We start from the raw sequence: 26688 nt of genomic DNA, 5'->3' as shown, positions 1-26688 counted from the left end.
GGCGGCCGCCTCTCACCGCGCGGAGGCCTCCGCGGCTCGTCTCGTGGGGACGGAGCGCGCCGGGAAGCCGGATGGGATCGGAGGGTAGGTTGCCAGCCCGCGCGCGCGAGGGGAACCCCTTTAATACAGATCTAAGCAACTATCCGGCCCGGTTCACTCTGAGCGTGACGGCTTGCCGCCGCGCTCGCGGGCGAGGCGACCGACCAGGCCGAAACGGTTCACCTGCTTGGGCGTCGCGTCCGCGTCGGCGAGCAGCATCACGACGCTCGCGCCGCCCATCGCGGCCCGGTCGAGGTTGACCGAGCCGCCGGCGGCCTGCGCGGCACGCCGGGCGATGTCCAGCCCGAGGCCGGTCGAACCCTGGTTGCTCTGCCCGCGCTGCATCGCCTTCTCCGGATCGGGGATACCGGGGCCCGCGTCGTCGACCCGCACCGCCACCCAGCCGTCCCGCCGGGAGATGCCTACTTCGAACGCCGTGCCCTGGGGGGTGTAGCGGAACACATTACCCAGAATCGCGTCGAGCGCCGCCGCCAGCTCCGCGCGGGCGACGGGCACCGGGATGCGCATCTGCGCGCCGACCACCCGGTAGCTGCGGTTCTGGTCGTCGGCGAGCGCCGACCAGAAGGTCATCCTTTCGCGCACGACCTCGCTGACGTCGCAGACACCCGGCTCGGGCGCGGCGGCCACCTGGGCCGCGACCGCCTGGCGCGTGGTGTTGATGAGCTGGTTGACCTCGCCCTCGAGCGTGACGATCGCCTGCCGGATGCGCCGGATGCCGCGGCGCCGGTCGACCTCGTCCGCGGAGAGGTCGATGATCTGGGTGTCGTCGGGGTCGAGCGCCTCGGCGTCCAGCCGCAGCGCGGTCAGCGGGGTGCGCAGCCGGTGGGACAGGTCGGCGACCAGCTCCCGCTCGTTCGTGCGCGAGGTGACCAGGCGGTCGGCCATGCGGTTGAAGGCGTAGCCGGCCTCGGCGAGCTCGCGCGGGCCCGACGGCGTGATCCGGACGCCGAGGTCGCCGCCACCCACCGCCAGCGCCGCGTGCACGAGGTTGCGGGCCGAGCTGACCGCGCCCCGGGCGAGCCGGTCGACGACGATCACCGCCCCCACGACCAGCACCAGCGCGATGCCGAGCAGCACCCACCAGTCGCGCGCGGTGCCCGCCTTCAGCTCGGCGTCGGGGACGAAGACCTCGACCACCGACGTACGGGTGCCGGCCGTCACCGGTTGCAGGCGCGCGACGCCGCCGTCGACGTCGGCCTCGATGGTGCGGCCGGTGCTCGCCGCGCGCTGCACCTCCTCGCCCGGCGCCCGGCCGCCGGCAGTCTGGCCGGGCGGGTGGATCACGGTCTGCCCGCCGGCCGCCGCGACCGTGGCGGCGACGCCCTTGGCCGGCGCTCCGGACACGATGGCACCGGCCACCGTGGCGCTGCGCCGCTCGGCGGCGGCCATGGCCTGGTCACGGTGGTCGTTGCGGAGCTCCCAGCCGAGCGGGACGAGGAAGACGAGCGCGGCGACGGCGGTGGTGGCGGCGGTCGTGTACGCCAGCCGGGCCCTCAGTCCGGCGCCACCAACCGGAATCCGACCCCCCGCACGGTGCGCAGGTAGCGAGGTTTCGCCGCGGACTCGCCCAGTTTCCGGCGTAGCCAGTAAAGGTGCACGTCGATTGTTTGATCCTCGCCGACCGATGGCTGTCGCCATACCTCCTCCAGCAGCTCACGGCGCGAAACCACTCGGCCCGGACGGGCGGCGAGGTACGCCAGCAGGTCGAACTCCTTGCGGGTCAGAGCAAGCGGCTGCTCCGCCAGGGTGGCGCTGCGCTCGCCGACGTCCACCCGCAGCTCGCCCACCTCGTGCACGGCCGGCTGGGCCGCGCGGCTGGCGCGGCCCACCCGCCGCAGCACGGTGGCGATGCGGGCGTCGAGGTGGGCGCCGGTGAACGGCTTGACCATGTAGTCGTCGGCACCGGCGCGCAGCAGCCGCACGACGGTCTGCTCGTCGTCGCGCGCGGTGGCGATGATGATCGGGACGTCGGTGATGCCGCGCAGCATGCGCAGCGCGTCGGAGCCGTCCAGGTCGGGCAGCCCGAGATCGAGCACGACCAGGTCGGGCGTCTCGGCGGCGACCCGGCGCAGCGCGTCGAGCGCCGTGCCGACGGCGTGCACGGCGTGGCCCCGGTCGGCGAGCGACCGGAGCATGGCGCCGCGCACGACGTGATCGTCCTCGACGAGCAACACCGTGGCCATGCGAAGAAGGTACTGCGCATGGCAAGCCGGGCCTAACCGGTCATCCAGGGACACCCTTCAATCACCGACAGTGATGAGATATCGTCCCTTTCGCCGATGTCATTCACTCTCTTCCCCGGTACGCGGCTGGCGCTGGCCCTGGAGAGCCTCGCCGGTCTGAGCGTGGGTGACGCGCTCGGCGCCCAGCATTTCGCCGCCCCCGTCGACCTCGCCGACCCGCCGCCCGCGCCGTGGGAATGGACCGACGACACCGAAGAGGCCTGCTGCCTCGTCGCCGTGCTCGCCGAGGGTGACTTCGACCGGGACGGTTTCGCCGCGATGCTCGGCCGGCACCACGATCCCTACCGCGGCTACGGGCCGGGCGCGGTGGTCATGCTGCGCGAGATCCGCGAGGGGCTGCCCTGGCCGATCGCCGCGGCCGCGGCCTTCGACGGGCAGGGCTCGGCCGGCAACGGCGCCGCGATGCGGGCCGCGCCGCTCGGCGCGTGGCACGCCGACTCGCTCGCGCACGCGGCGGCGCAGGGCGCCCGCGCCGCCGAGGTGACCCACGCCCACGCCGAGGGCATCGCGGGCGGCGTCGCGGTCACGGTCGCGGCGGCCCTGGCGGCGGCCGGGCGGCTGGACGGCGTGCGTCCCCCGCTGCTGCGCGCGGTCATCGCGCACACGCCCGAGGGGCACGTCCACGACGGCCTGGTCAGGGCGGCCCGGATCGGCGATCCCGGCGAGGCGGCGCACCAGCTCGGCAACGGCGCCCGGGCGATGGCACGCGACACCGTGCCCTTCGCGGTGTGGGTGGCCGACCGCTATCTCGACGACTATCCGGCGGCCATCGGCGCGTGCCTGGCGGCGGGCGGCGACGTCGACACGACCTGCGCGATCGCCGGGGGCATCGTGGCGGCGTACACCGGCCTGGACGGCATCCCGCCGCACTGGCTCTCCGCCCGCGAGCCGCTGCCGGGCTGGCTGGCCGCCGCCACCGCGGCCGGCGAGTGACCTGCCCCTCACTCGCTCCCGAACGGTGACTCATGTGTCCCGCGCGGCCACCGATTGCATGGCCGTGATCAAGAACGAGAACCTGATTCCCGGCGCGAGTGTGCTGGTGGCGGCCCTGTGGTGGATCGTCGAGCCCACCGCGCGTGGTGGCCTGGAGGCCGTCGCCGTGCTGGTGATGATGCTGCTGGCCTGGCGGCTGCTGGCGCGGCGGAGCGCGAGCCTGCGCGCCCTGCGCCGCGCGGTCGCCCGGGAGCAGGTGCTCAGCGAGCTGGGCACCGTTCTGATCACCACCACCGACGAGGCCGAGGTCCACCGGCACGCGGTGCATGCCGCCGAGAAGCTGCTCGCCGAGTGCCCCGGCGCCCGCGCCTCACTCGCCGCGACGGCGGGCGACGGTTTCGCCATCACCGACTCGGCGGGCGAGGGCAAGGCCGCCGTGCTCGGCCGCCAGGTGCCGGTCGCGAGTGTCCCGGCGGACGTGCTGGCCCGGCTCAGGGGCGGCGAGGTCGTCAGGATCGCCGACATGGCCGCCGCCGGGTACGCGGACGTGGACGAGGCCACCTCCCGCCCGTACACCCTCCTGCCCTTGATCAACGGTGAGCGGTTCTTCGGCGTCCTCAGCGTGAGCGCGCTCGCCGAGCTGCCCACCGAGGTGTTCCAAGCCCTCCAGGCGCTGCGCACGCAGGTGTCGCTGGCCCTGGGCAGCGTGGCGCTCACCGCCGAGCTCACCGAGCGGGCGCTGCACGACCCGCTGACCGGGCTCGGCAACCGGGCGATGCTGCGCGAGCGGCTCACCGCCGCGATGGCCCGTTCCCGACGCAGCGGCCGGCCGGTCGGCGCGCTGCTGCTCGACCTCAACGGCTTCAAGCAGGTGAACGACGCGCACGGGCACCTGACCGGCGACGAGCTGCTCAGGGTGGTGGCCGAGCGGCTGCGCGGCTGCGTGCGCACCGAGGACGTGGTCGCGCGCCTGGGCGGCGACGAGTTCGTGGTGATCGTCGAGGACCTGCGCTCGGCCCGGGACGCCGTGGTGATCGCCGACCGGATCGTGGCGGCGCTCGACGAGGCCGTGACGGTGGGCCGCCGCGAGCTGCGCACCCCGGCCAGCGTGGGGATCGCCCTGTCGCACGCCGACGTGACGGACCCGGACGAGCTGCTGCGCATGGCGGACACCGCGATGTACGCGGCCAAGCGGCGCGGCGGCGGATCGTACGAGCTGCACGGCGCGCCCGTCGCACCGGAGCCCTCGCCGGTCGCCGCCGCGGCGCCCGCCCTGCACGGCGCCACCCTCACGCCGTCCACGCTGCGCGGCGCGACCGTCGCGCCGGCCCTGCCGCACGGCGCGACCGTGGACCGGCGGCGGCCTAAGCTGCCGGTGTGACCGACGACGCTGCGTACTCACCGACCGTGGGCGAGCCGGACGGCCTGGAGCGGCTGTGGATGCCGCACCGCCTGGCCTACGTCACGGGCGAGAACCGCCCCGAGGGGTGCCCGTTCTGCGTGGCGCCCGGCCTGGTCGAGCCCGACAGCCTGGTGGTGGCGCGCGGCGATCTCGTCTACGCGATCCTCAACCTCTACCCGTACAACCCCGGCCACCTGATGATCTGCCCGTACCGGCACGTCGCCGACTACGCCGACCTCACCGAGGAGGAGACGGCGGAGCTGGCCGCCTTCACCCGCACCGGCATGCGCGTGCTGCGGTCGGTGAGCAGCCCGCACGGCTTCAACATCGGCATGAACCAGGGCTCGATCGCCGGCGCCGGCATCGCCGCCCACCTGCACCAGCACATCGTGCCCCGCTGGGGCGGCGACGCGAACTTCATGCCCGTGATCGGCCGCACCAAGGTCCTGCCCCAACTCCTTGGCGAGACCCGGCAGCTGCTGATCAAGGCGTGGCCCGCTTAGCTATTTGGCGGTCTCCTTTCGTACGGCCTCGGCCAGGTGGGCGGGCATCGGCTCGTGCCGGACGTACGTGCGCGTGAACGTGCCCGAGCCGGAGGACAGCGCGCGCAGCTCCACCGCGTACCGCACCAGCTCTGTCGCCGGGACCTCGGCGCGCACCAGGCTGTGGTCGCCGTCGTTGTCCGTGCCGAGCGGGCGGCCCCGCCGGCCGGAGAGGTCGCTCATCACCGGGCCGACGTAGACGTCCGGCACCCGCACCACGATCTCGTCGATCGGCTCGAGCAGCGTCACCTGGCCCGCCGCCGCGGCCTCGCGCAGCGCCAGCGCACCGGCGGTCTGGAAGGCGGCGTCCGACGAGTCGACGCTGTGCGCCTTGCCGTCGAAGAGCGTGACCCGCAGGTCGACGACCGGGTAGCCGGCTACCAATCCCTTGTCGAGCTGGGCGCGCACGCCCTTCTCCACCGACGGGATGTAGTTGTGCGGGACCGCGCCGCCGACCACCTTGTCGACGAACTCGAAGCCGGAGCCGCGGGGGAGGGGCTCCACCGAGATGTCGCAGACCGCGTACTGGCCGTGGCCGCCGGACTGCTTCACGTGCCGCCCGTGTCCCTTGGCCGAGCAGCCGAAGGTCTCGCGCAGCGGCACCTTGACCGGCTCGGTGTCGAGCTCGACACCGCCGGAGCGCAGCCGGTCGAGCACGACGTCGGCGTGCGACTCGCCCATCGTCCAGAGCACCAGCTGGTGGGTGTCGGCGTTGCGCTCCAGCCGCAGCGTCGGGTCGCCCGCGACCAGGCGGGCCAGGTTCTTGGCCAGCGCGTCCTCGTCGGAGCGCGACTTCGCGACCACGGCGATCGGCAGCAGCGGCTCGGGCATCGACCACGGCTCCATGAGCAACGGCTGATCCTTGCTGCTGAGCGTGTCGCCGGTCTCGGCGCTGCCCGACTTGGTGATCGCGCAGATGTCACCGGCGATCGCGTACGGGACCTCGCGCAGCTGGGCGCCGAGCGGCGAGTAGATGTGCGCGACCCGCTCGTCGGCGTCGTGATCGGGGTGGCCGCGCTCGGCCAGGCCGTGCCCGGACACGTGCAGCGTCTGCTCGGGGCGCAGCGTGCCGGAGAAGACCCGGACCAGCGAGACCCGGCCGACGTGCCGGTCGATCGTGGTCTTGACGACCTCGGCCACGAGCGGGCCGTCCGGGTCGCAGGTGATCGGCGGCCGCGGCGAGCCGTCCACGCCGGTGACCACGGGCAGGTCGTGCTCCAGCGGCGAGGGCGCGCCGTTGACCAGGCCGTCGAGCAGCGCGTCGAGGCCCACGCCGGTGCCCGCGCAGACCGGGATGACCGGGAAGAAGTTGCCCCGCGCCACCGCCTTCTCGAGGTCGGGCACCAGCGTGTCGGTGCTGATCAGCTCGCCGCCGAGGTAGCGGTCCATGAGGGTCTCGTCCTCGCTCTCGGCGATGATCCCCTCGATGAGCGCGTTGCGGTCGTCGGAGATGGGGTTGAGGTGCTCGGGCTCGGCCTCGCGGGCCCGCGGCGGGTAGCCCTCGGAGTAGTCGAGCACGCGGAGCGTGACGAGGCCGATCAGGCCCTCCACCGACTGGCCGTCGTCGCCCAGCATCGGCTGGTAGATCGGCATGACGTTCTCGCCGAACTTGTCCTGGCAGTCCTCGAGGGTCTGCTCGTAGTCGGCGCGCGGGTGGTCGAGCCGGGTGATCGCCACGGCCCGCGGCATGCCGACCGCGGCGCACTCCTCCCAGAGCGCGGCGGTGGCCTCGTCGACGCCGTCGACGGCCGAGACGACGAAGAGCGCGGCGTCCGCGGCCCGCAGGCCGGCGCGCAGCTCCCCGACGAAGTCGGCGTAGCCGGGCGTGTCCAGCAGGTTGATCTTTACGTCGGCGTAGCTCAGCGGCGCGCAGGACAGCGACACCGAGCGCTGCTGGCGGATCGCGGCCGGATCGTGGTCGGACACCGTGGTGCCCTCGGTCACCGATCCCGCCCGTGAGATGGTGCCGGTGGCCGCCAGCAGGGCCTCGACCAGGGTCGTCTTGCCCGAGCCGGAGTGTCCCACCAGCACCACGTTGCGTACTCTGCCGGGCTCGGTCACCACCGGCGCCGCCGCGCCGTTGAGCCCCTTCTCCGAGGTCTTCTGCGCCATGTGCGGCCGCTCCCGTCGTTTCTTGACTGTTACGGGCCTGTTGGTAAATCCCACACCCGCCGGTGTGCGGCTGGCAACCCTTTGGAGTTTGGGCCTTTGCCCTTTTCGCGCCGGGTGCTCAGATGGATCTTCAGGCCGTCGGAAGCGACGATACGGGCACGTTGGCTTGCCGGGGCGCGAGGACCCGGGCGTCGCCGATAAGGTGGGCAGGCCATGGCAAAGATCGTCCAAGTTCCCGCGCGCGCCGTAGTCGCCTACGGCGTCAACCCGACCGCACGCTTCCTGCTGCGCCTCGGGGTCACGCCCAACGCCGTCACCGTCGCCGGCACCGTCGGCGTCCTGATCGGCTCCTACTTCGGCGCGATGGGTCACCTGTTCTGGGCGACCTGGATCGTCACCGCCTGCGCGCTGACCGACGTGCTCGACGGCACGATGGCCCGCATGCGCGGCGGTGGTGGCAAGTTCGGCGCGCTGCTCGACTCGTCGATGGACCGCATCGCGGACGCGGCGGTCTTCGGCGCTGTCGCGTTCTATCTGGCCGGCGAGGGCAATCCGTACGGCGGCATGGTCGCGGCCCTGATCAGCCTGGCCGCCGGCCAGGTCGTGTCGTACGTGAAGGCCCGCGCCCAGAGCCTGGGCCTGAACGCGGACGTCGGCATCGCCGAGCGCCTCGAGCGGCTGGTCATCGTGGGCATCGGCGGCCTGATCGGCAGCACCGGACAGGACTGGGGCCTGCCGGCGGCGCTCTGGGTGCTGGCCGTGCTCTCGATCATCACGATCTTCCAGCGGCTGATCTCGGCGAGCCGCTCCGACCTGCCCGCCGGCGCCCGCACCGAGCCGAGCGTGGCCGACTCGCCCGTCGCGGTCCCGCCCGCCACGCCGCCTTCCGCTCCCGCGGCGCCGGCCTCCGGGGCGCCTTCCGCTCCCGCGGCGCCGGCCTCCGGGGCGCCTTCGGCTTCCGCGGCGCCCTCGGCCGAGCCTAAGGATCCGTCTGCGTGAAGGATCGCCTGATCGAGTTCGGCTACGCGGCCGGGTGGCGGGTGGTGCGCGCCCTGCCGCTGCCGGTCGCGCGCCGGCTCTTCACGGCCGCCGCCGACCGCGCGTACCAGAAGAACGGTCCTGGCACGCAGCGGCTGCGGCGCAACCTGCGGCAAGTGGTGCCGGACATGCCCGACACGCTGGTACGCGACGCGCTGCGCTCCTACGCGCGCTACTGGATGGAGGCCTTCCGGCTGCCGTCGCAGACCAGGGAGGACTTCCTCGCCGGCCTGCACATGGCCCCCGAGCACTACGACGAGCTCAAGTCGGCGATCGCCGACGGCAAGGGCGTGGTGCTCGCGCTGCCGCACGTCGGTAACTGGGACGCGGCCGCGGCGTGGGTGGTCTCCAACGGCTGGCCCATGGTCACGGTGGCCGAGCGGCTCAAGCCCGAGGGCGTGTTCCGGCAGTTCGTGGCGTACCGCGAAAAGCTCGGCATGGAGGTGCTGCCGCTCACCGGCGGCCGGCGGCCCCCGCTCGACGTGCTCGGCGAACGGCTCCAGCAGGGCTGGGCGGTGGCGCTGCTCGGCGACCGCGACCTGTCCCGCGGCGGCGTCGAGGTGACCTTCTTCGGCGGCCGCACCCGGATGCCCGCCGGCCCCGCGATCCTGGCCATCCGGACGGGCGCGCCGCTCTACGCGGTCGACCTCTCATTCTCGGACACTCAGACGGTTGCGGTGCTCCGGCGGATCATCCCGCCGACCGAGGGCCCGTTGGACGTACGCGTCAAGCAGACCACGCAGGCGCTGGCCGACGCATACGCCGAAGGCATAGCCGAGCATCCACAGGACTGGCACATGCTGCAGAAACTGTGGCTGTAGGGGGAGTGCCATGCGGATCGGGATCGTCTCGCCCTACTCGTTCGACGTGCCCGGCGGCGTGCAGAACCACATCATGGACCTCTCCGAGGCACTGATCGGCCTCGGACACGAGGTGTCGGTGCTCGCCCCGGCGGACGAGGACGCGGACCTTCCGCCGTACGTGGTGCCTGCCGGCCGCGCGCTGCCCCTGCCGTACAACGGCTCCGTGGCCCGCATCGCCTTCGGCCCGGTCTCCACCGCACGGGTGCGGCGCTGGCTCAACCGCGGCCAGTTCGACGTGCTGCACGTGCACGAGCCGATGACGCTGAGCCTGTCGCTGCTCGCGGTGCTCTCCGCCCGCGGCCCCGTGGTCGCCACGTTCCACACGGCGATGACCCGCTCCCGCGCCCTGTCGGCGGCGCAGGGCCTCCTCCAACTGGTCGTCGAGAAGATCACCGCCCGCATCGCGGTGAGCGAGCTGGCCCGCAAGGTGCAGGTCGAACATCTCGGCGGAGGAGCGGTCGAGATCCCGAACGGGGTGGCGGTCGCCAAGTTCGCCACCGCCGAACCGCTGCCCGGCTGGCCCGGCGACGGCGGGACGCTCGGCTTCCTCGGCCGCTTCACCGAACCGCGCAAGGGCTTCGACCTGCTGCGCTCGGCGTTCGTGACCCTGGCGCGCCGCCGAGCCGGCCTGCGCCTGCTGGTGGCGGGCCCGGGAGACCGAGCCGACCTGTACGACGAGATCCCCGCCGACCTGCACGACCGCGTGACCTTCCTGGGCCTGGTCTCCGAGGAGGACAAGGCCCGCATGCTGCGCAGCGTCGACGTCTACGTGGCCCCCAACACCGGCGGCGAGAGCTTCGGCATGATCCTCACCGAGGCCATGGCCGCCGGCACGGCGATCGCCGCCAGCGACCTGGACGCCTTCCGCCGGGTCCTCGACGGCGGCCGGGCCGGCGCCCTGTTCCCGACGGGCGACTCGTCGGCCCTCTGCGGCCTGCTGGACCAGCTGCTCGACGCCCCCGACCGCCGAGCCGCCCTGTCCGAGGCGGCCCGCACGGCGGTGGCGGCCTTCGACTGGCCCAGCGTGGCGCTGCGGGTCCTGGAGGTCTACGCCACCGCCATCGAGGCCACGGACGGCCGCGTGATGGACGAGGCCCCCGACCCGCGTCTGGGATAGCGGCGCTGTGACGGGCCGGACAGGCCCTAACATGCCCGAGCGTTGGGGCACTACCATTCCCGCCATGTGGTGGGTCCTGGCAGTCGTCGCGGTCGTCGCACTGCTCACGGCATACCTGGGCTGGACGGCCCACCGCGTCGAGCGCGTCCACCGCCGGGCCCAGTCCGCCGAACGAGCCCTCGACGCCCACCTCATGCGCCGCGCGGCAGCCGCCGCGGTGGTCGCCGAGCTCGGCGACCACGTGGAGCTCTACGCCGCGGCCCGCCTGGCCCTCGACGCCGACCCCGGCGACCGCGAATCCGCCGAGAACGACCTGACCCGCCAGCTCAACACCATCGAGCTCGCCGAGTCCGACCCCGCCGGCCGCACCCTGATCGCCTCGAACCGCCGTGTGGTCCTGGCCCGCCAGGTCCACACCGACACGGTCCGCGACGCCCTGACCGCCCGCCGGCGGCCGCTGGTGCGGGCGCTCCGGATGGCGCGGCGTTATCCGCGGCCGCAGTACTTCGACATCGAGGATCCGGCGCTGCCGGTCACCACGGTGCCGGCCCCTACGTCGCCGGCGGTTCCGCTGGAGGCGGTTTAGCCGTCCCTTCCCGCCCGTCACGCGGAGTCGTTCTGCCATCGCGGCGCCGGCGAAGTTCCGGCTGGGCACGTTCGTCTCCGCACGGTTCGGCTGCGGCAGGCAGAGAGAAAGAACGTTCGTTCTGCCTTTGGGGCGCCTGCGCGTGTCCGTCTCGGCGCGAACGTCTTGGCGTGGTCGGGTTCGGCGCGCTGAGAGAAAGAACGTTCGTTCTCCCCTTGCGGCGCCGGCCGGCGCCCAGCACGGCTCGGCGCCGAGATAGACAGAACGTTCTTTCTGCTGTCCTGAGGCGGGGGTGGGGCGCTAAGCCGACGGCACCCGTGTCTCATGGGTAGAACGAACGTCCTGTCTGTGCATGCGCGCCCTGAGCCGACGGCGTCCGCGTCTCATGGGCAGAAAGAACGTTCTGTCCAGGCGCCACCGCCAGGCGTCCGGTGTAAGGCCGTCATGCCCCAAGCGCAAGACGCCAGGCGTCAGGTCCCCAGCGCGAGGCGCTAGGCGTCAGGTCCCCAGCGCGACGCGCTAGGCGTCAGGATCCGAGCGCGAGGCGCCAGGCGTCAGGCGTCAGCCATCGGGCGCGAGGCCCGTCAGGCAAGACAGAACGTTCGTTCTGCTCCACGACACGCTTGTCCTGCCCGTAGCCGTGGGTGCGGCGTCAGCGCGGATCCCAACCTCCGATCCGGCTCCCTCCCACGGCGAGCGTTCCACGGCCCGCCGAGAGAAAGAACGTTCGTTCTGCCTAACGAGCGGGCCGCGAGAAACAGCCCCGGCCGCACGCCTCCGAGACGCCGGCCGGTGCGCCGCGAACAGGCACCAGGGAACCGATGCCGGACGGCGCAGCCTGCCAGCCGCTCCGATGCGGGCTACCAGCCGCGCTCGGCGAGGCGGTGGGGGACCGGCACGTCGTCGACGTTGATGCCGACCATGGCTTCGCCGAGGCCCCGGGAGACCTTGGCGAGGACGTCGGGGTCGTCGTGGAACGTGGTGGCCTTGACGATCGCGGCGGCGCGCTGGGCCGGGTTGCCGGACTTGAAGATGCCGGAGCCCACGAAGACGCCCTCGGCGCCGAGCTGCATCATCATGGCGGCGTCGGCGGGGGTGGCGATGCCGCCGGCGGTGAAGAGGACCACGGGGAGCTTGCCGAGTTCGGCCACCTCGCGGACCAGCTCGTACGGGGCCTGGAGCTCCTTCGCGGCCACGTACAGCTCGTCCTCGGGGAGGGTCTGGAGGCGGCGGATCTCCTGCCGGATCTTGCGCATGTGGGTGGTGGCGTTGGAGACGTCACCGGTGCCGGCCTCGCCCTTCGAGCGGATCATGGCGGCGCCCTCGGTGATGCGGCGGAGGGCCTCGCCGAGGTTGGTGGCGCCGCAGACGAAGGGGACCGTGAAGTTCCACTTGTCGATGTGGTTGGCGTAGTCGGCGGGGGTCAGCACCTCGGACTCGTCCACGTAGTCGACGCCGAGCGCCTGGAGGATCTGGGCCTCGACGAAGTGGCCGATGCGGGCCTTGGCCATGACCGGGATCGAGACGGCGTTGATGATGCCGTCGATCATGTCGGGGTCGGACATGCGGGAGACGCCGCCCTGCGCGCGGATGTCGGCGGGGACCCGCTCGAGCGCCATGACCGCGACCGCGCCGGCGTCCTCGGCGATCTTCGCCTGCTCGGGGGTGACGACGTCCATGATCACGCCGCCCTTGAGCATTTCGGCCATGCCGCGCTTGACGCGGGCGGTTCCGATGGCGGGCTTGTTGTCGGACATGGAGATCGGCTCCTCACGCAGGGTTGTCGGTACCGGGGAAGCGTACGGACGCGTGAGGCCCGGGCCGATGGCCAATCGACCCCAAGGTGGCCTGCGAGCCGCTCAGGAGAGCAGCTGCGGGATGCGGGCGAAGAGCTGCTCCGTGTACGTGATCATCTCCTGGAGCATCCAGTTGCCCGAGAACAGCAGGGCGGCGCCGACGGCGGCGGCCTTCGGGACGAACGAGAGCGTCGCCTCCTGAATCTGGGTCACCGACTGGAACAGCGAGATGGCGAAGCCGACGACCAGGGCGGTGATCAGCACCGGGGCGGACATCTTCGCCGCGATGGTCATCGCCTGGAGGCCGAGCTCAACGATCATCGTGTCGGTCATACCCTGCTGTTCGGGCGTTTCGGGCCGATGAAAAGTGCACAACGGTTGCTAAATGGTTAGACCCGCGAAAAAGACTTAACTCCGGCGTTCGACCAGCACCAGCCAGTTGCCCGTGTTGTCGCGCATGACCGCTTCCACGCCGTACGGGCGGTCGGACGGCTCCTGAAGGAACGTCACGCCGGCGGCGCTCAGCTCCTCGTACGTCTGCCGGCAGTCGTCGACCCGCAGCCCCAGGCCGCCCATCTGGCCGGATTCGAGCTGCTTGCGTACGAAATCTGCCGCCTCGGGGGAGAGCGGCGGGCCGGGCACCATCAGCGTGACCTCGAGCTCCGGCTGGGCCGGGTGGACCATCGTCACCCAGCGGAACTCGCCCATCCTGGTGTCGACGCGCGGCTCGAAGCCGAGGTGCTTGACGTAGAAGTCGCGGGTGGCGCCCTGGTCGAGGCAGTAGACCGTGGTCAGCGAGATGTTGAGAATCATGCGCCGACGCTATGCCCGTGCGGCCGCGCCACGCTTCTCCGCGATTGAGGTGCGGGCGAGGGCGGCGGCGCGGACTGCGGGATGACGCCCCGCATGAACAGGTAACAGCCCGGGATGTGCGGAGCCGCCGAAGCCCAGCGGCGCTGATAGGCGAGCGGGCTCTCGCCGACCAGCTCGGTGAAGCGCGACGAGAACGACCCCGGCGAGGAGAACCCCACGGCCATGCAGACCTCCGTGACCGTCAGGTTCGCGTGCCTCAACAGGTCCTGGGCGTGCGCGATCCGGCGGCGCGACAGGTACTGGATCGGCGTGTCGCCGTAAGCCGCGCGAAACGCTCGTACCAAATGAAAGCGCGACATGCCCGCCATGACCGCCAGATCGCCCAGCGTCAGCGGGTCGGCGGAATGCCGATCGATATGGTCGCGCACCCGGCGGAGGCTGAACACGCAGCAAGCCTAAGCTTGGCGCGTGAACATCGGAGTGCTCGCCCTCCAGGGCGACGTGCGGGAACACCTGGCCGCGCTGGCCGAGAGCGACGTGCTGGCCCGGCCGATCCGGCGGCCCGAGGAGCTGGCCGGCGTCGAGGCGCTGGTGATACCGGGCGGCGAGTCGACGGCGATCAGCAACCTCGCCGTCTCGTTCGGCCTGCTCGACCCGATCCGCAAGCGCATCGCCGACGGCATGCCCGTCTACGGCTCCTGCGCCGGCATGATCATGCTGGCCGCGAACGTGCTCGACGGACGGCCCGACCAGGAGTCCTTCCAGGGCATCGACATGACGGTGCGGCGCAACGCGTTCGGCCGGCAGGTCGACTCGTTCGAGGCGGACGTCGCGATCGAGGGCATCGCGGGCGATGATTTTCACGCCGTTTTCATCCGCGCGCCATGGGTCGAGGAAGTCGGCGACGACGTGCGGGTGTTGGGCCGCGTCACCGGCGGACCCGCCGCCGGTAGGATTGTCGCCGTTCGGCAGGGCAACCTGCTCGCCACGGCTTTCCACCCGGAGCTCACCGGCGACCTCCGCGTCCACCGGTACTTCGTCGAGATGGTCCGCCAGGCCGCCTGAGACCACGGAGGTTTTTGCATGTCCGGCCACTCCAAGTGGGCGACGACCAAGCACAAGAAGGCCGTCATCGACGCCAAGCGCGGCAAGATGTTCGCGAAGCTCATCAAGAACATCGAGGTCGCGGCCCGCACCGGCGGTGGGGACCCGGCGGGCAACCCGACCCTCTACGACGCCATCCAGAAGGCGAAGAAGAGCTCCGTCCCCAACAACAACATCGACAACGCGGTCAAGCGCGGCTCCGGCCTCGAGGCCGGCGGCGCCGACTGGCAGACGATCATGTATGAGGGGTACGGCCCCAACGGCGTCGCCCTGCTCATCGAGTGCCTGACCGACAACCGCAACCGCGCGGCCACCGAGGTGCGCACGGCCCTGACCCGCAACGGCGGCACCTTCGCCGACGCCGGCAGCGTCTCCTACCTGTTCAACCGCAAGGGCGTCGTGATCGTCCCGAAGGGCGCGCAGAGCGAGGACGACATCATGCTGGCGGTCCTCGACGCGGGCGCCGAGGAGATCAACGACCTCGGCGAGTCCTTCGAGGTGGTCAGCGAGCCCACCGACCTGGTGGCGGTCCGCACGGCCCTGCAGGACGCCGGCATCGACTACGACTCGGCCGAGTCGTCGCTCGTCCCCACGATGACCGTCCCGGTCGACGAGGAGGCGGCGCGCAAGGTCTTCAAGCTGATCGACGCCCTCGAGGACTGCGACGACGTCCAGAACATCTTCGCCAACTTCGACGTGAGCGACGAGGTCATGGCGGCGATCGACGCCTGACGGGTAGTCGCCTCTTCAGCTCCTGACGGGGCCGGTCGCCGATGCGACCGGCCCCGTCGCCGTCTCTGCCGGGTGAAGTCGCCGAATTGGCACGGGTTGACTGATGACAGGTGGTCCCGTGACCAGTAGCGTGCATGGCGATGGATCGATCGATTCATCGCCATCGGCGTCTTTGATGGGCAGGTCGAACGTGGTGATCACACTTGAAGCGGATACGCTGACCGGCGAGGAGGTGTCCGTGATGCCCAGCATTTCCCTGCCGCCCATCGAGGACCTCGACGTCGACGACCTGGCCTCGTTGCCCGAGGGCTACCGATACGAGTTGCGCGGGGGAAATCTCGTCATCATGACGCCGTCCAGCTTCTGGCACAAAGAGTTGGCGTGGCGCATCTGCACGATGCTTCGCGCAGCCGGAGCCAAGGCCTTCCCGGACCCTGGCGTCCGCGGAAAGCTGCCCCGGGATTGCCGCCTTCCCGACGTCGGTGTGGTCACCGCCCTGCCGCCGGGTCTTCAGGACGTGTCGAGTCTGCCTGGCTCGTCCTACAGTCTGGTCGTCGAGGTTGTGTCGGAGCGGTCGCCGAACGGTGAGTACACCGAGAAGGCCGCCTGGTATGCGGAGCAGGGCATCCCGGAGTACTGGATCGTCGATCAGGCGGAGGGTCGCCCCGAGGACGACGGGCTCGTGCAGATCCACCGCCTGACGCTGATCGGCGACCGGCCTGCCTATACCCGCGAACGCAACATCCTTCTCTCCGAGCTCGAGGCCGAATACCGCGCCCGCTGAAACCGGCCGGGGCAATGTCCGTGATCGATACCAAAGGCGCGGTCAGGAGTCGGGGGAGATTGAGGTCATGAATTGGATCATTGTGGCTATGAGGAGGATGCCGCCGGCGATCAGGCGGCCCGCTCGGTGCCATAGCTGGCGGCGGTAGGCCTGGACCCAGGCTATGGCGGCGTCGGCGGTTGCCTCGACGCCCGTTCTGTGGGTGTCGGGCACCAGGTCCGCCTTGCGCAGGGCCAGGGAGGCCGTGGGGCCGCCGCCTCGGCGGTACATAGCCAAGGGCGGGGGCATCACGCGGACGTCGACCTCGTAGATCTGGTCGTCGCGCCACTGCTTCGTGCGGGTGGCCAGCCTCTTCGTCATGTAGTCGCGGGCCGCGTGGGGGTGACCGAGCAGGCGGCGGCGCCACGTCAAACGGCGCCAGTGGCAGGCCACGTCGGCCAGGACGTCCATGTAGAGGTGGGCCGCCTCGTGGTCGCCGCCGACCAGTCGGGTGGTCTCGCGGCGCAGGTCGCTGACGTGCAGGGCGACGAACGTGACGTAGTCGGGTGGTGGCTCGTCGTCCATGGGTGGCACGAGATACATGGCTCACCGCCTCCTCAGCCCATCGTCGAGGCGTGTCGCTGCCGGGCGCAAGAGGCACGCGTACTAGTGTGTCGAACACACGTACGTGAGGCAGGGGAGGTCCATGGTGCGCGTGCTCGGCATCGACCCGGGGCTCACACGCTGCGGAGTCGGTGTCGTCGAGGGTGTGCCGGGCCGTCCGTGCAAGCTGATCGCCTACTACGTGGTCTACACCGAGCCCGACGACGACATCTCGCTGCGACTGCTGCACCTCGACCGGTCGCTCGGTGAGCTCGTCGCCGAGCACAAGCCCGAGTCGGTCGCCGTCGAGCGGGTGTTCTCGCAGCACAACGCGCGGACCGTGATGGGCACGGCGCAGGCCAGCGGGGTCGCCATCCTCGCCGGCGCGCGGGCGGGGCTGCCCGTCGAGACCTACACGCCGAGCGAGGTCAAGGCCGCCGTCACCGGCTCCGGCACGGCCGGCAAGGCTCAGGTCACCGCGATGGTGACGCGGCTGCTCAACCTCGACGCGCCGCCCAGGCCGGCCGACGCCGCCGACTCGCTCGCCATCGCCATCTGCCACATCTGGCGCGGCGGCACCCGCGCCCGCATCCAGGCGGCGACGATCGCCGCCCAACGCAAGACGATCGCCGCCCAGCGGAAGATCGACGCCGTCCGAAAGGCAAGGGGAGCTCAGAGATGATCGCCAGTGTGCGGGGGGTCGTGACCGCGATCGCGCCGGACAGCGCCGTCATCGAGGTCGGCGGGGTCGGCCTCCAGCTCCAGTGCGCGCCGGGGACGCTCGCCGGGCTCAAGTCGGGCGCCGAGGCGCGCCTCGCCGCCAGCCTGGTCGTGCGGGAGGACTCGCTCACCCTCTACGGCTTCGCCGACGACGACGAGAAGCACCTGTTCGAGCTGCTCCAGACCGCCAGCGGCGTCGGGCCGCGGCTCGCTCAGGCGGTGCTCGCCGTGCACAGCCCCGAGACCGTGCGCCGGGCACTCTCCGGCGGTGACCTCGCCACGCTGACCCGGGTGCCCGGCATCGGCAAGAAGGGCGCCGAGCGCATGGTGCTGGAGCTGCGCGACAAGATCGGCCCGATGGCTCTCGTGGATCAGCACGGCGGTGTCCTCGACGGCGCCTGGCAGGACCAGGTGCGCCAGGGCGTGCTCGCGCTCGGCTGGTCCGCCGCCCAGGCCGACCAGGCCGTGGCAGCGGTCGCCGAGACGATCGACGGTGAGGTGCCGCCCGTGCCCCAGCTGCTCCGCCAGGCGATCAGGCTGCTGGGCAAGACCCGATGAGCGACCTGGTCTCGGCCGACGCGGGCGACGACGACCTCGACGAGGAGGTCAGCGTCCGGCCCCGCCGGCTCGCCGACTTCATCGCCCAGCACCGGGTGCGCGACCAGCTCGAGCTGCTGCTCAAGGGCGCGATGGGCCGCGGCGCGCCGCCCGACCACATCCTGCTCTCGGGGCCGCCCGGCCTCGGCAAGACGACGCTGGCCAACATCGTCGCGGCCGAGCTCGGCACCAGCATCCGCACGACGAGCGGGCCGGTGATCGAGCGCTCCGGTGACCTCGCCGCGATCCTCACCAGCCTCGGGGCGGGTGACGTGCTCTTCATCGACGAGATCCACCGCATCGCGAAGCCGGCCGAGGAACTGCTCTACAGCGCGATGGAGGACTTCCGGGTCGACGTCGTGGTGGGCAAGGGGCCGGGCGCCACCGCGATCCCGCTCGACGTGGAGCCGTTCACGCTGGTCGGGGCGACCACCCGGGCCGGCCTGCTGTCCGGGCCGATGCGCGACCGGTTCGGCTTCGTCGCCCACCTCGACTTCTACTCGCCGGCCGATCTCGACGCGCTGCTGCATCGCTCGGCGCGCATCCTCGGGGTGCCGATCACGGCCGAGGGGGCCGCCGAGATCGCCGGCCGTTCGCGCGGGACGCCTCGAATCGCAAATCGGCTGCTACGCCGCGTACGGGACTATGCCGAGGTGCGCGCGGACGGCGTCGTGACCGAGTCCACAGCCCGCGCGGCCCTCAAGGTGTACGACGTCGATGAGCTGGGCCTGGACCGTCTCGACCGGGCCGTGCTGAGAGCACTTATCGAGTCCTTCCGCGGCGGACCGGTCGGTTTGTCCACCTTGGCGGTGGCGGTCGGCGAGCAGTCTGACACCGTTGAGGAGGTGTGCGAGCCTTTCTTGGTACGAGCCGGGCTCCTGGCACGCACGCCGAGGGGCCGGGTGGCGACCGAGGCCGGTTGGGTTCATCTGGGAAAGACGCCCCCGTCGGGCGTGATCCAAGGGGATTTGTTCGCACGAGACGCGTAAATCTCCTCGTAATGCGAACGTGATGTGTGCCGCATTCGGACTTCCCAGGTTGACCGATTAGACTCGCCGCCGTTCCAACCGGGATGTGTTTATCGCCCCGGTCACGCGCGCGGGCGCGTCGCCGGTGGCCTACGGAAGGTTTTTTTCGTGCCCTTGGCAGCCGAGGCATCGGGTGGTGGCAGCTTCACGCCGCTGCTCCTCATCGTCCTCCTCTTCGTCGTCATGTACTTCCTGATGATCCGGCCGCAGCAGAAGCGCCGCCGTGAGGCGATGCAGATGCAGAACTCGCTGGGGCCGGGCGACCAGATCGTGACGATCGGTGGCCTGCACGGCACGGTCGTCGCCGTCGACGACGACGTCGTCACCCTCGAGATCGCCGACGGGGTGCAGGTGCGCTTCGCCCGCCCGGCGATCGCGCGCGTCGTCCAGCAGAACCAGGCGCCGGCCGCGGTCGCCACCGAGGAGACCGCCGAGCCCGCCGTCGAGGAGCCGGTCGCCGACCCGATCGTCGACACGCGTAAAAAGGACTGACAGTTCCACCCCGGCGGGCCGGTCCGTCCATGATGGGCCGGTCCGTCAGGCCGCGCGCGGCCACCAGAACCGGACATCAAGCACGTAACACGCAGAGCACGTAGAGCACAGGGAGACCGAAAGCCGTGGCACGACCACCACAGGGACAGATGCATCCCGGACGGCAGCTAGCCGTGCTCGGCTTCATCTTCGTCGTCCTGTACCTGCTGGTCTTTTTCGCGGGTGGGGCGAGTGGCAGTTTCACCGACCGGCTGCACCCGAAGCTGGGCCTCGACCTCGTGGGTGGCACGCAGGCCACCTACATCGCCTCCGTGCAGGGCGGCCAGGTGCCGTCCAAGGAGAGCATGGAGCAGGCCCGCGACATCATCGAGCAGCGGGTCAACGCGCTCGGCGTCTCCGAGGCCGAGGTGGTCATCCAGGGTGACCGCAACATCGTGGTCTCCCTCGCCGGCAAGGCCGACGACCAGCTCAAGGACCTGTCGCAGGCCGCGCAGATGCGCTTCCGCCTGGTGATCGGCGCGACCGGCGACGTGTCGGCCACGGCGCTCAACCCGCCGACCGCGACGCCGTCGCCGAGCGCGTCGGGCAGCGCCAAGCCGTCGGCGTCCACCAAGCCGTCGACGAGCGCGAGCGCCCCGGCGGTGTCGAGCAGCCCGTCCTCGGGTGGCCAGGGTGGCGGCGAGGTCGTCAAGGCGCCCACGCCGAGCCCGACCCCGTCCGCCAGTGCCAGCGCCAGTGCCAGCCCGGCCGCTCCCGCGAGCGCCGACGAGAAGGCACTGCTCGCCGAGGTGCAGAAGAAGGTCGGCGCCGCCGCGTGGGCCGCGGCCGGCAAGCTGACCGCCCCGGTCGACCTGAGCACCGACCCGAACGCCGGCAAGCCCTACGCCGCGTTCGCCAAGCTGAGCGGCGACGAGGTCAACGTCCTCACGCCGCAGATGCAGATGTACGTGCCGACCGTCGGCTGCACCCAGCTCGACGCCCGGCCGAACGGCGCGATCGACGCCGTGGGCAGCCAGGTCGTCGCCTGCTACAACGGCGGCAAGATCCTGATGGACAAGGCCTCGGTGGTCGGTGACGACATCTCCAAGGCCAGCCCGCAGCTCGACCAGCAGACCGGCCAGTGGGTCGTCTCGCTCGACTTCAAGAGCGAGGGCTCGACCAAGTGGGCCGCGCTGACCCGGCAGGCGTACGAGGCCACGTCGGACGCTCCCTGCTTCACCGCCGCCACCGCGATGTACGGCTCGGTCGAGCACTGCGCCGTCGCCGTCGTGCTCGACAAGTCGGTGATCTCGGCGCCGCAGATCCAGGGCGTGCTGACCGGCACCTCGCAGATCACCGGCCAGTTCACCGGTGCCAGCGCCAAGGAGCTGGCCGACCAGCTCAACTTCGGCGCGCTGCCGGTGACCTTCTCGTCGGGCCCGGCGCAGACCGTCTCGGCGACGCTCGGCACCCAGCAGCTGCAGGCGGGTCTGATCGCGGCCGCGATCGGCATGGGCCTGGTGGCGATCTACGCGTTCTTCTACTACCGGCTGCTCGGCTCGGTCATCTTCATGAGCCTCATCCTCAGCGGTCTGCTCACCTTCGGCGCCCTGGTCTTCCTGGGCCGCACCGTGGGCTTCACGCTCACCCTGGCGGGCATCGCCGGCTTCATCGTGTCACTGGGTGTCGCCGCCGACTCGTTCGTCATCTACTTCGAACGTCTGAAAGACGAGATCCACGAGGGCCGCAGCCCGCGGAGCGCGGTGCCACGGGCCTGGGCGCGGGCGCGGCGCACGATCATCTCGGCCAACACGATCACGATCATGGCCGCGGTCGTCCTCTACATCGTCTCGGTCGGCGCGGTGCAGGGCTTCGCGTTCGCGCTGGGCATCTCGACGGTGCTCGACCTGGTCGTGGTCTTCCTCTTCCGTCACCCGATCATGACGATGTTCGCCCGTACCAAGGCGTTCCTCTCGCCGCGCGTGAGCGGTCTCGGCCGCGTGCTGCGCCGCGCTCCGACCGACGTCAAGGAGGCCTGACATGGCCCGTCAAGGTCTCGCCTCCCGCCTCTACGCGGGCGAGGCGAATGTCAACATCATCGGCCGGCGGAAGCTGTGGTTCACCATCGCCGCCGTGCTCGTGCTGATCTCGATCGGCAGCATCGCGATCCGGGGCTTCCACCTGGGCATCGAGTTCGCCGGCGGCACGTCGTTCAGCGTGCCGGCCACGAACGGCAGCACCACCTACACCCAGGACGAGGTGTCCGACGCCGTCGAGCGGGCGATCCAGTCGGTCGACCCGAACGCCGAGGTCGTCTCGTCCCAGACGCTGGGCAGCACCGGCGGTGGCGGCGACACCTACACGGTCCGGGCCTCGACGCTCACCGCGGCGCAGGCCGAGCAGGCGAAGACCGCGCTGGTCACCGACCTCGGGCTGGACGCGAGCAAGGTCAGTGACGACCAGGTCTCCGCGGCCTGGGGCGGTCAGGTGACCCGGCAGGCGCTGCTCGGTCTGATCATCTTCCTGATCGTGGTGATGATCTACCTGGTCATCCGCTTCGAGTGGCGCATGGCGGCGGCGGCCGTCTCCTCGCTCCTGCTCGACCTGATCATCACGGCCGGCGTCTACTCGCTGGTCGGCTTCGAGGTTACGCCGTCGACGGTGGTCGGCTTCCTGACGATTCTGGGTTACTCGCTGTACGACGTGGTGGTCGTCTTCGACAAGGTGCAGGAGAACACGCGGGGCATCACCGCGAGCAGCATCCGCACCTACAACGAGGCGGCCAACCTGGCGGTCAACCAGACCCTGATGCGGTCGATCAACACCGGCCTGGTGGCGCTGCTGCCCGTCGGCGGCCTGCTCTTCATCGGCGCCGGCCTGCTCGGCGCGGGCACGCTCAAGGACCTGGGCCTGGTGCTCTTCGTCGGCATGGGCTTCGGCGTCCTGGCGTCGATCATGTTCGCGGCGCCGCTGCTCACCGCGTTCAAGGACCGCGAGCCCAAGATCAAGGCGCACACCGCCCGGGTGCTGGCGCGGCGGGCCTCGGCCAAGTCCGGCGACGTGGCGCGCGGCGAGCGCGTCGGCCGCCAGTCGAACATGGCCGAGTCGGACGAGGCCCCGGCGATGGCGGCCTCCGCGCCGCGGCCCGGCGCCCGCCCGGCCGCGAAGCGCAACAACAGCCCCAACCGGGGCCCGAACAACCGGCCCGGCGGCAAGCGCCGCTGAGATCCCGCGGGGGGCGGCCCACCACCTGGTGGGCCGTCCCCTTTTCTGTGCCAGACTTGCGCCCGTGACAGACCAGCAGACCGATCTCGCGGCGATCGTCGAGGCCAAGGCCGTCGACGTGCCCGACTTCCCCAAGCCCGGCGTCGTCTTCAAGGACCTCATGCCGCTGTTCGCGGACGGGCCCGCCTTTCGCCAGGTGATCGACGGGATCGTGGCACATCACGGCGCGGACAACTTCGACGTCGTGGCCGGCGTGGAGGCGCGCGGGTTCGTGGTCGCCGCCGCCGTCGCCTACGCGACGGGCGCGGGTGTCGTGCCGATCCGCAAGGCGGGGAAGCTGCCGCGCAAGGCCCTGTCGGCCTCGTACGAGCTCGAATACGGCGAGGCCACCCTCGAGGTGCACGAGGACGCCTTCATCGCCGGACAGCGCGTTCTGGTGGTCGACGACGTGCTCGCCACGGGCGGCACGGCGGGCGCCGCGCTCGACCTGGTGGAGCGGGCCGGCGGGACGGTCGCCGGCTTCACGGTGCTCATGGAGCTCGCGTTCCTGAAGGGCCGCGAACGCCTCGCCCCGCGCACGGTCCACGCGCTGCTGACCGTTTGATCCGCCTTCGTCCGGGCGGTGCCGTTGTTTCGGAGGTTCGGGCGGGCGTGCCGGGAAGACGGTACGGGTAGGATGACGTTCCTAACCAGGTGAGCAACCCACTTGTGACGAGGGTGTGAGGAGGCCGGTGTCCAGCGACGTCGCCCCTCCGGCGGAGGGCACGGTGCAGCCGACCGAGAACACACGGACCGGCGCGGACGCTGCGGCGCCCGCCGATCAGCCACGCCCCGAGGGCCCCCGGCCCGCGGTGCCGGTGACCGACCCCGAGGCGACCCAGCCGCTGCCGCACAGCGACGAGCCGGCCGCCGCGTTCGGCGGTCTGGCCAGCGCGCCGACCGGGCGCCGCGTGCGGGCGCGTCTCGCGCGCTTCAACGCCCCGTGGCAGAGCACCCAGGTCAGCGAGGTGCTCGAGCCGCTCATCGCGACCCACCGGGCCAGCCACCCCAAGGCCGACGGGCGCATGCTCCAGCGCGCCTTCGACGTGGCCGCCCGGTGGCACTCCGGCCAATACCGCAAGTCCGGCGACCCGTACATCACGCATCCGCTGGCCGTCGCGACCATCCTCGCCAACCTCGGCATGGACACGACCACGCTGGTCGCGGCCCTGCTGCACGACACGATCGAGGACACCGACTACTCGCTCGACCAGATGCGCGCCGACTTCGGCGCCGAGGTGGCGCTGCTGGTCGACGGCGTCACCAAGCTCGACCGGGTCAAGCTCGGCGACGCGGCCAAGGCCGAGACGATCCGCAAGATGGTCGTCGCGATGGCCAAGGACCCGCGCGTGCTGGTCATCAAGCTCGCCGACCGGCTCCACAACATGCGCACCCTGACCTTCCTGCCCCGCCCCAAGCAGGAGCAGAAGGCCAAGGAGACGCTCGAGATCCTCGCGCCGCTGGCGCACCGCCTCGGCATGAACACGATCAAGTGGGAGCTCGAGGACCTCGCGTTCGGCACGCTCTTCCCCAAGCGGTTCGAAGAGATCAACCGGCTGATCGGCGAGCACCAGCCGCAGCGCGAGGCGCTGCTGCGCCAGGTGACGAACAGGGTGGGCCTCGACCTCAAGTCGGCGAAGATCAAGGCCGAGGTGACCGGCCGCCCGAAGCACCTCTACTCGATCTACCAAAAGATGATCGTGCGGGGCCGCGACTTCAACGACATCTACGACCTGGTCGGCGTGCGCATCCTGGTCGACACGGTCCGCGACTGCTACGCGGCGCTGGGCGTCATCCACGCCAACTGGCAGCCGGTGCCGGGCCGGTTCAAGGACTACATCGCGATGCCGAAGTTCAACATGTACCAGTCGTTGCACACGACGGTCATCGGCCCGACCGGCAAGCCGGTCGAGATGCAGATCCGCACGTTCGCCATGCACCGCACGGCCGAGTTCGGCATCGCCGCCCACTGGAAGTACAAGGAGCAGAAGGGCGCGACGATCGTCGGCCCGCCGGCGCACATCGACGAGATGACCTGGCTGCGGCAGCTGCTCGACTGGCAGCGCGAGGCCAGCGACCCGAGCGAGTTCCTCGACGCGCTCCGGTTCGACCTGTCGAGCCAGGAGGTGTACGTCTTCACGCCCAAGGGCGACGTCATCCCGCTGCCGACGGGCTCCACCCCGGTCGACTTCGCCTACGCGGTGCACACCGAGGTCGGGCACAAGTGCATCGGCGCCCGGGTCAACGGCAAGCTGGTGCCGCTCGAGTCGACGCTGTCCAACGGCGACGTGATCGAGATCTTCACGTCCAAGTCGTCGAACGCGGGCCCCACCCAGGACTGGCTCGGCTTCGTCAAGAGCCCCCGCGCGCGCACGAAGATCCGGCAGTACTTCAACAAGGAGCGCCGCGAGGAAGCGATCGAGGTCGGCAAGGAGGCGATCGTCAAGGCGATGCGCAAGCAGGGGCTGCCCCTCCAGCGCATGCTGACGAACGAGAACCTGACGACCATCGCCCGCGACCTGCACCTGCCCGACGTGGCATCGCTCTACGCCGCCATCGGCGAAAACACCGTCTCGGCGCAGTCGGTCGTGCAGAAGCTCGTGGCCGGCTTCGGCGGCGAGGAGGGCGCGGTCGAGGACATCGCCGAGACCGCCGTCGCGACCCGCCCGCCGCGCAACCGCAGCACGGCGCAGGACCCGGGCGTCGTGGTCAAGGGCGTCAGCGACGTGTGGGTCAAGCTGGCCCGCTGCTGCACCCCGGTGCCCGGCGACGCGGTGTTCGGCTTCGTCACCCGCTCCGGCGGCGTGAGCGTGCACCGCGAGGACTGCGCCAACGCGGCCGACCTGCGCGAGCAGGAGGAGCGCGTGGTCGAGGTGACCTGGAAGCCGACCAGCGCGTCGACCTTCCTGGTCGCCATCCAGGTCGAGGCGCTCGACCGGCACAAGCTGCTGGCCGACGTCACCCGGGTGCTCTCCGAGGAGCGGGTCAACATCCTGTCCGCGACGGTCACCACGACCCGCGACCGGGTGGCGGTCAGCCGCTTCACCTTCGAGATGGCCGACCCGAAGCACCTCGGTCACCTGGTCGCCGCCGTCCGCAAGGTCGACGGGGTCTTCGACGCCTACCGCGTCACGTCAGGAGCATAGAAAACGGCTCTTGTGATCGATGTGTGGGTGGTTTTGCGGTCATTGGCCGGGTAGTTCGGGTCCGTGGCCGCCGAGGCTGAGCATGGCCAGGGCGATGATGGCGTGGGTGCAGTGGAATCCGAAGCCGCGGCGGATGATGAGCCGGATTTTGGTGTTTGTGGATTCGACCAGGGCGTTGGACAGCCGGTTGGTGATGCTCGCGATGATCGCGTCGCGGTAGCGGGTGATGCTGCGGCCGGGCGGTGGTTTCCGTTGTTCGCGCGGGTGGTGCCCTTCGCGGCGCCGCGGGCGTGGTTCCAGGCCTGCCGGCGCAGTTCGTCGAGAGCGTCGGTGGCCCAGCCGACGACGTGGAACGGGTCGGCGCAGCGGATCGCTTGCGGGCAATGCTCGGTGACGGCTTCGCGGATCCAGCCGGCGGCGTCCGAGCTGATGTGGGTGATCTGCGCGCAGCGTTCGGGTCCGAGCCGGGTGAAGAAGGCGGCCAAGGCTGCCTTGTCCGCGCCAGGAGTGGCCCGGGCGGATCGCCGCGACGACGGCGTCTTGCTGCTCATCGAACTCGACACGCTCGACGACTGCTTTCCGCAGACCGAGCAGCGGCAGTAGAACCAGAAAAACGGCCCCCTTATAAAAGGGGGCCGTTCTCGTGTTTTGACCGTGTGAGGGCAGGGTCGTCTTGTAGTGGGGTGTGTGGGTGTTTGTGGTGGTGGGGTGTGGGTTGTCATTTGCCTTTGTGGACGGCGTTTTTGCGGATGATC

25 protein-coding genes and 2 pseudogenes are annotated in these 26688 nt (G+C 71.0%); 18 read left to right on the top strand and 9 right to left on the bottom strand.

What is annotated here, in order from left to right:
• Positions 1-153: 153 nt before the first annotated feature.
• Complete coding sequence (locus Ade02nite_RS22010; protein WP_239168955.1) at positions 154-1449, bottom strand: HAMP domain-containing sensor histidine kinase; 1296 nt, start codon at positions 1447-1449, stop codon at positions 154-156.
• Between the two features lie 104 nt (positions 1450-1553).
• Entirely contained in the window at positions 1554-2243 is a 690-nt protein-coding gene (locus tag Ade02nite_RS22005) for a response regulator transcription factor (RefSeq protein WP_203766694.1), read from the bottom strand.
• Positions 2244-2339: 96 nt separating this feature from the next.
• Here Ade02nite_RS22005 and Ade02nite_RS22000 point away from each other — a divergent pair, with 96 nt between their 5' ends.
• The 3 genes from Ade02nite_RS22000 to Ade02nite_RS21990 all read left to right on the top strand — a co-directional run bounded on the left by Ade02nite_RS22000 (position 2340) and on the right by Ade02nite_RS21990 (position 5141).
• Entirely contained in the window at positions 2340-3236 is an 897-nt protein-coding gene (locus Ade02nite_RS22000) for an ADP-ribosylglycohydrolase family protein (protein ID WP_203766692.1), read from the top strand.
• 64 nt (positions 3237-3300) lie between these two features.
• Positions 3301-4617, top strand: coding sequence for a GGDEF domain-containing protein (locus Ade02nite_RS21995; RefSeq protein ID WP_203766690.1), 1317 nt, complete (start codon positions 3301-3303; stop codon positions 4615-4617).
• Positions 4614-5141, top strand: a complete 528-nt coding sequence (locus Ade02nite_RS21990; RefSeq protein WP_379038714.1) for an HIT family protein — start codon at positions 4614-4616, stop codon at positions 5139-5141. The genes Ade02nite_RS21995 and Ade02nite_RS21990 overlap by 4 nt, the downstream gene beginning before the upstream one ends.
• Here Ade02nite_RS21990 and Ade02nite_RS21985 read toward each other — a convergent pair whose 3' ends face one another.
• Complete coding sequence (locus Ade02nite_RS21985) at positions 5142-7292, bottom strand: elongation factor G-like protein EF-G2 (RefSeq protein WP_203766683.1); 2151 nt, start codon at positions 7290-7292, stop codon at positions 5142-5144.
• Positions 7293-7505: 213 nt separating this feature from the next.
• Here Ade02nite_RS21985 and pgsA point away from each other — a divergent pair.
• The 4 genes and pseudogenes from pgsA to Ade02nite_RS21965 all read left to right on the top strand — a co-directional run.
• Positions 7506-8099: pseudogene (gene pgsA / locus Ade02nite_RS21980) on the top strand (phosphatidylinositol phosphate synthase); the annotation flags it as partial.
• Positions 8100-8287: 188 nt separating this feature from the next.
• On the top strand, positions 8288-9151 hold the full coding sequence (locus tag Ade02nite_RS21975) for a phosphatidylinositol mannoside acyltransferase (protein ID WP_203766681.1): 864 nt from the start codon (positions 8288-8290) through the stop codon (positions 9149-9151).
• A gap of 10 nt (positions 9152-9161) precedes the next feature.
• Positions 9162-10310 carry a glycosyltransferase family 4 protein gene (locus Ade02nite_RS21970; protein WP_203766679.1) on the top strand — a complete coding sequence of 383 codons (1149 nt, stop codon included), beginning with the start codon at positions 9162-9164 and terminating at the stop codon, positions 10308-10310.
• Positions 10311-10365: 55 nt separating this feature from the next.
• Positions 10366-10896, top strand: a complete 531-nt coding sequence (locus tag Ade02nite_RS21965; RefSeq protein ID WP_203766977.1) for a hypothetical protein — start codon at positions 10366-10368, stop codon at positions 10894-10896.
• Positions 10897-11756: 860 nt separating this feature from the next.
• Here Ade02nite_RS21965 and pdxS read toward each other — a convergent pair.
• From pdxS to Ade02nite_RS21945, 4 genes are all read right to left on the bottom strand, one after another.
• On the bottom strand, positions 11757-12653 hold the full coding sequence (pdxS, locus tag Ade02nite_RS21960; RefSeq protein WP_203766672.1) for a pyridoxal 5'-phosphate synthase lyase subunit PdxS: 897 nt from the start codon (positions 12651-12653) through the stop codon (positions 11757-11759).
• A gap of 102 nt (positions 12654-12755) precedes the next feature.
• Entirely contained in the window at positions 12756-13013 is a 258-nt protein-coding gene (fliQ, locus tag Ade02nite_RS21955) for a flagellar biosynthesis protein FliQ (RefSeq protein WP_379038711.1), read from the bottom strand.
• Positions 13014-13100: 87 nt separating this feature from the next.
• Positions 13101-13505 (bottom strand): VOC family protein, encoded by a 405-nt coding sequence (locus Ade02nite_RS21950; protein WP_203766668.1) that lies wholly within the window; start codon positions 13503-13505, stop codon positions 13101-13103.
• Entirely contained in the window at positions 13502-13951 is a 450-nt protein-coding gene (locus Ade02nite_RS21945) for a helix-turn-helix domain-containing protein (RefSeq protein ID WP_203766660.1), read from the bottom strand. Before Ade02nite_RS21945 ends, Ade02nite_RS21950 begins: the two co-directional genes overlap by 4 nt.
• 22 nt (positions 13952-13973) lie before the next feature.
• On the opposite strand from Ade02nite_RS21945, the gene pdxT reads away from it, so the two are divergent.
• The 3 genes from pdxT (at position 13974) to Ade02nite_RS21930 (ending at position 16125) form a co-directional block, all read left to right on the top strand.
• Positions 13974-14570, top strand: a complete 597-nt coding sequence (gene pdxT / locus Ade02nite_RS21940) for a pyridoxal 5'-phosphate synthase glutaminase subunit PdxT (protein ID WP_203766658.1) — start codon at positions 13974-13976, stop codon at positions 14568-14570.
• A gap of 18 nt (positions 14571-14588) precedes the next feature.
• Positions 14589-15341, top strand: a complete 753-nt coding sequence (locus Ade02nite_RS21935) for a YebC/PmpR family DNA-binding transcriptional regulator (protein WP_203766656.1) — start codon at positions 14589-14591, stop codon at positions 15339-15341.
• 118 nt (positions 15342-15459) lie between these two features.
• Positions 15460-16125, top strand: coding sequence for a Uma2 family endonuclease (locus Ade02nite_RS21930; RefSeq protein WP_239168954.1), 666 nt, complete (start codon positions 15460-15462; stop codon positions 16123-16125).
• A gap of 42 nt (positions 16126-16167) precedes the next feature.
• Here the strand turns inward: Ade02nite_RS21930 and Ade02nite_RS21925 are convergent, their stop codons facing one another.
• Positions 16168-16707, bottom strand: a complete 540-nt coding sequence (locus Ade02nite_RS21925; protein WP_203766654.1) for a hypothetical protein — start codon at positions 16705-16707, stop codon at positions 16168-16170.
• A gap of 106 nt (positions 16708-16813) precedes the next feature.
• Between Ade02nite_RS21925 and ruvC the strand changes: the two genes are divergently transcribed.
• The 8 genes from ruvC (at position 16814) to Ade02nite_RS21885 (ending at position 25933) form a co-directional block, all read left to right on the top strand.
• The gene (gene ruvC / locus Ade02nite_RS21920) at positions 16814-17389 is read left to right on the top strand and encodes a crossover junction endodeoxyribonuclease RuvC (protein ID WP_203766973.1); all 576 of its coding nucleotides are present in this window, start codon (positions 16814-16816) and stop codon (positions 17387-17389) included.
• The gene (gene ruvA, locus Ade02nite_RS21915; RefSeq protein WP_203766652.1) at positions 17386-17985 is read left to right on the top strand and encodes a Holliday junction branch migration protein RuvA; all 600 of its coding nucleotides are present in this window, start codon (positions 17386-17388) and stop codon (positions 17983-17985) included. The genes ruvC and ruvA overlap by 4 nt, the downstream gene beginning before the upstream one ends.
• Positions 17982-19013, top strand: a complete 1032-nt coding sequence (gene ruvB / locus Ade02nite_RS21910) for a Holliday junction branch migration DNA helicase RuvB (RefSeq protein WP_203766650.1) — start codon at positions 17982-17984, stop codon at positions 19011-19013. Before ruvA ends, ruvB begins: the two co-directional genes overlap by 4 nt.
• A 147-nt stretch (positions 19014-19160) precedes the next feature.
• Positions 19161-19544 carry a preprotein translocase subunit YajC gene (yajC, locus tag Ade02nite_RS21905; RefSeq protein WP_203766640.1) on the top strand — a complete coding sequence of 128 codons (384 nt, stop codon included), beginning with the start codon at positions 19161-19163 and terminating at the stop codon, positions 19542-19544.
• A 149-nt stretch (positions 19545-19693) separates the two neighbouring features.
• The gene (gene secD / locus Ade02nite_RS21900; protein WP_203766631.1) at positions 19694-21562 is read left to right on the top strand and encodes a protein translocase subunit SecD; all 1869 of its coding nucleotides are present in this window, start codon (positions 19694-19696) and stop codon (positions 21560-21562) included.
• Between the two features lies 1 nt (position 21563).
• Positions 21564-22748 (top strand): protein translocase subunit SecF, encoded by a 1185-nt coding sequence (gene secF, locus Ade02nite_RS21895; RefSeq protein ID WP_203766629.1) that lies wholly within the window; start codon positions 21564-21566, stop codon positions 22746-22748.
• A gap of 64 nt (positions 22749-22812) precedes the next feature.
• A complete protein-coding gene (locus tag Ade02nite_RS21890; protein WP_203766627.1) occupies positions 22813-23352 on the top strand; it encodes an adenine phosphoribosyltransferase in 540 nt (179 codons plus the stop codon).
• Positions 23353-23479: 127 nt separating this feature from the next.
• Positions 23480-25933, top strand: a complete 2454-nt coding sequence (locus tag Ade02nite_RS21885) for a RelA/SpoT family protein (protein WP_203766625.1) — start codon at positions 23480-23482, stop codon at positions 25931-25933.
• Positions 25934-25972: 39 nt separating this feature from the next.
• Here the strand turns inward: Ade02nite_RS21885 and Ade02nite_RS21880 are convergent.
• Positions 25973-26463 (bottom strand): annotated as a pseudogene (locus Ade02nite_RS21880) (ISL3 family transposase); the annotation flags it as partial.
• Positions 26464-26688: the final 225 nt, after the last annotated feature.

It is taken from the genome of Paractinoplanes deccanensis (assembly GCF_016862115.1).
In the GTDB taxonomy this organism is placed as follows: domain Bacteria; phylum Actinomycetota; class Actinomycetes; order Mycobacteriales; family Micromonosporaceae; genus Actinoplanes; species Actinoplanes deccanensis.
The sequence above is the reverse complement of the archived record's forward strand: the minus strand, read 5'-3'. Positions and strand labels throughout refer to the sequence as shown.